We start from the raw sequence: 3,292 nt of genomic DNA on the forward strand, positions 1-3,292 counted from the left end.
CTTGACCTTGTGGGAGGGAGCTTCAGCTCGCGATGCAGCGCGACGCGCTGCCGGTATCAGGCGCCTGGCGGCGCCATCGCCCGGCGGAGCCGGCCTCCCACAAAAACCTGCTCAGTGCTTAATGCTGCGCGGCGCCATCGCTCGGCGGAGCCGGCGCTTGAGCAGGCCAGGGATATAGTTGGTATCCAGCAGCGAAGTTTTACCACTGCCGTTGTTACCCAGCAGGACGGTGAGGCGCTGCCCAAGCTTAAGCTCGAGCTGTTCGCAGGCGCGGAAGTTTTCGAGCGTCAGGTGGTCAAGTTGCATGAAAATCTCTGCTCACACGATTTCGTAACCAACGCTGCTCATTAGCATTCAGTGCCGTGTAGATATCTGAGTTGATGATCTGCCAACTGACAAGCTCTAAACTCACTTGATATGTCTGCGAGAGATCATCGATAACTTCCTTCAAATCTTCACCGGTTTTGACTTTATTAGCGGCCACTGAGCGTGGCAGTAATAGCTCAGCGGCAAAGGCTCTCGCCCGCTTCTCCAACCGCTCAGGTGTATTTCCGTTGAGTACCTCGGCGACTGGCAACGCACTATCGCGATCCATGAGCAGGTGACAGATCTCATGGGCCAGCGTGGAATTTTTACCATGGATGTGGGCGGCGGTACTTTGACTCGCCGTATTCAGTAAAACTGCCGGCCCATGACGCGGCCCCCAACAAGCTAGCGCATCCAAGCTAGTGTCTGGTATTTCTATTTCCTGAACGTCTACTCCCCACCGCTGCAGAAGCTCAATCAGGTTTATGGGCTCATGGAGCTCATAGGCGAGCTCATGTCTCAGCCAAGTGGCAGCCCAGTAGCCCTGGTCATGCGGCTTACCGCTGCCTTCAAAATCGTGTATCAAGGAAGCGGCTAACGCATCGAGACTTGGCGTTGCCCCTTTGGGAATCATGCGAACCTGCTCCAGCAGCTGGTGCTGCTGATCGGGCAGTAATACGCTATGGGTCATCCTTGCGGCTGCGAGCAGCTCAGTGTCGTTCAGTGGGGAGCGGGCATCAAACTCCCAATATGTAGAATTATTGGCATCCGGATGGAGTTGCTTCAGACTTTCGGGTGAAAGCCCGGCCAACAGGCTTAATGCATTTTGGTTAAGACGTTCCTCACGAGCGTACCAACGCTGTGCGGCTAACTTTCCTCTGCCTTGGCCGGTGACATCGGCCAGCTTCGCCAACTGATTACCCATCTGCTCGAGATCAGCCACCACCTTCGACAAGGCAAGCCGCAGCGTTATGGAGCATTCTGCGCTGGAAATCTCGATGATATTTCCCTGGCGCATCAAATACACGCTTGGGAAATAGATCCCCTTGAAGCCCTGAGTTAAGTCATGGCGGGCAAGAAAGCGATGCGCCTCTTCCTCCTCCTCCTCAACGCGCTCTTCTGCCATACTTTCCCAGCGCTTTTCAAGGTCACTCTGCAGCGCCAGGATATCCGTTGAGGCCATCTGGAATGGGAAAGCCTGCTCTAGCAGCAAGGACGGCCAATGTTTGGCCAACCACTCTAGTAGATCAACCCAAGTCCATGAAATGGACGCATCGTCATCTCCTGCAATCACCGCAGTGCGATTGACAAAGATTCGCCCACTTCCCCACACCAGGTCTGCTGATTTGTCTTCCGAGCTCTCCAGCAAGAGCTCAAGGCAAATGCCCTCCTGGCTGCCTAGCTGTATTGTTCTAGCCATTTTTTGAACTCATTACCGTAGCCGGTTTGTGTCGCTATGCCTTCCAGCTGCCTGCGTATCTTTCGCGGTAAAGATGGTCGCCCCTTCAAGTCGCCACGCCAAGGGTAACCATGCCAGGAGATTCCTGGCTGTGTCGGTGCCGCTTCGTACACAATGCCTTGATACACCGAGAAGATCTTGGAGGGAATGTCATCATCCGGGTCATCGTAGAACGGCACGCCTTGGTTGAGTATAGCGGTCGCCACTTCCTCCGTGATGCTGCGAGGGCATTTACCGACTGGCCCTTTCCCGCTCGGTGCAAAGCCAGCATAATCGTGTTTCCAGCGGTGCTTCGTTCGCCCTTCGCCACGCTCATACTTCCACTGCAGCATTCCACCCCCGAAAGTTAGCTAATTTTTACTTTAAATATCAGCAAATTATCCATGGAATAGCGCTTCCGAAGAACTTGCTAAAGCACCGTGCTGATTGAGAAGCCTAGCATCTAGCGGCCTAAGATGGGCCGACTTGCCTCAGCGGATCGCGCTCACCCCGCCACGGCGGCTAACTCCCGCAGCCACCCGGAACAGGTCAGAGATATTCAACCACCCTTCGGCGGTGCGGTTCATCACGCCGATCTCGATGGCATCCTGCATTAGCGCATCTTCCTAACTCTGCCCCGGCATGGGGCTTGCCAGCGCATGTGGCAGGTAGGGCGTTGCCCCTGCGTCGGTTGCGTTCCATGAAGGGGCTGGCATTGCCTTACCAAGCCGTATCTGCTCATCATGGGTGAGATCGCCAGACTCCAGCTTCTCGAATAACTCGGCAACCTCACCCGACTCCGTTGCGCCAGATAGCATCGTCTCAGGCGTGGGAGATGAACCTTGCTCCGGCTTTCAGTTGCCATTCCTGGCGGGCTCCTCGCTCTTGTAACGCTCCATGGCAGTGCTCAGGTACTGGCCTACATGGCTCCAGTGTTCGCCCAAGCGCTGCTCGGTGCTTTGCTGAGGCATGTATTCGGCATAGTCTTGGTCGGGCCATACTTCCATCACTGAGCCCGCTGCCAGTAACATATGGTTCTTAAGTAGTTTTTTCTTTTCTTTTCTGCCATATCTTTCAGCTCCTGCATACCGTCGAGTATAACGCGCCTATTTGGCACCCGAGGCGAGACCTCACCGGCCTACACGACCACACCACCACACGCCAAGAGATCCGCGGCAGCATCGGCCCGGTTGGAGACGCCGCCCGCCCTTGGGTCAGGCCCCTGGGCCAGTGGCTCGGCGCGGTATCAGTCGACCGTTCGCAATGTGCGCTCCGCCGGGGTCTGACCCGCGAGCTCCACAAAATCCCACCTTCGTTGACAGTTGCCGGACTTGGTGGCGTAGCGTAGATCGTGACCGGGGCGGTCGGCGGGTATTGGCCTACCCCTGGTGGAAGACCTCGGCCAATGACTGGGCTTCCAGCAGGTTCTCGGCCCAGCGCTCCAATTCGTCGGTGGTGGCCTGTTCCAGCCTTTGCTGCATCTGGTCATCGAGTGGGCCAAAGCGGCGCACCAGTTGCTTGCGTAGCAGTGTCTGCTCACCCTGTTGC

Annotated in this window: 6 protein-coding genes; all 6 read right to left on the minus strand. The window is 56.4% G+C overall.

Translation table 11 applies throughout. The features are described 5' to 3' along the window. Nucleotides 1-111 precede the first annotated feature (111 nt). Nucleotides 112-306, minus strand: coding sequence for an AAA family ATPase (locus ACESMD_RS01965; protein WP_372609838.1), 195 nt, complete (start codon nucleotides 304-306; stop codon nucleotides 112-114). Next, nucleotides 296-1,726, minus strand: a complete 1,431-nt coding sequence (locus ACESMD_RS01970) for an ImmA/IrrE family metallo-endopeptidase (protein ID WP_372609840.1) — start codon at nucleotides 1,724-1,726, stop codon at nucleotides 296-298. Before ACESMD_RS01970 ends, ACESMD_RS01965 begins: the two co-directional genes overlap by 11 nt. After that, a complete protein-coding gene (locus ACESMD_RS01975) occupies nucleotides 1,705-2,097 on the minus strand; it encodes a hypothetical protein (RefSeq protein WP_372609842.1) in 393 nt (130 codons plus the stop codon). The genes ACESMD_RS01970 and ACESMD_RS01975 overlap by 22 nt, the downstream gene beginning before the upstream one ends. A gap of 138 nt (nucleotides 2,098-2,235) precedes the next feature. Continuing rightward, on the minus strand, nucleotides 2,236-2,358 hold the full coding sequence (locus ACESMD_RS01980) for a hypothetical protein (RefSeq protein ID WP_372609844.1): 123 nt from the start codon (nucleotides 2,356-2,358) through the stop codon (nucleotides 2,236-2,238). A gap of 240 nt (nucleotides 2,359-2,598) precedes the next feature. Beyond that, the gene (locus tag ACESMD_RS01985; protein ID WP_372609846.1) at nucleotides 2,599-2,751 is read right to left on the minus strand and encodes a hypothetical protein; all 153 of its coding nucleotides are present in this window, start codon (nucleotides 2,749-2,751) and stop codon (nucleotides 2,599-2,601) included. A 372-nt stretch (nucleotides 2,752-3,123) separates the two neighbouring features. Beyond that, nucleotides 3,124-3,292: DUF4351 domain-containing protein (locus ACESMD_RS01990; RefSeq protein WP_372609848.1), on the minus strand; the 169-nt coding region annotated here is incomplete at its 5' end.

The organism is Halomonas sp., from assembly GCF_041689495.1.
Taxonomy (GTDB): domain Bacteria; phylum Pseudomonadota; class Gammaproteobacteria; order Pseudomonadales; family Halomonadaceae; genus Halomonas.

Excerpts from the sequence above, each read along its gene's own strand:
- ACESMD_RS01965 (WP_372609838.1), bottom strand. The coding sequence starts at position 306 with ATGCAACTTGACCACCTGACGCTCGAAAACTTCCGCGCCTGCGAACAG.
- ACESMD_RS01970 (WP_372609840.1), bottom strand. The coding sequence starts at position 1,726 with ATGGCTAGAACAATACAGCTAGGCAGCCAGGAGGGCATTTGCCTTGAG.
- ACESMD_RS01975 (WP_372609842.1), bottom strand. The coding sequence starts at position 2,097 with ATGCTGCAGTGGAAGTATGAGCGTGGCGAAGGGCGAACGAAGCACCGC.
- ACESMD_RS01980 (WP_372609844.1), bottom strand. The coding sequence starts at position 2,358 with ATGCAGGATGCCATCGAGATCGGCGTGATGAACCGCACCGCCGAAGGG.
- ACESMD_RS01985 (WP_372609846.1), bottom strand. The coding sequence starts at position 2,751 with ATGGAAGTATGGCCCGACCAAGACTATGCCGAATACATGCCTCAGCAA.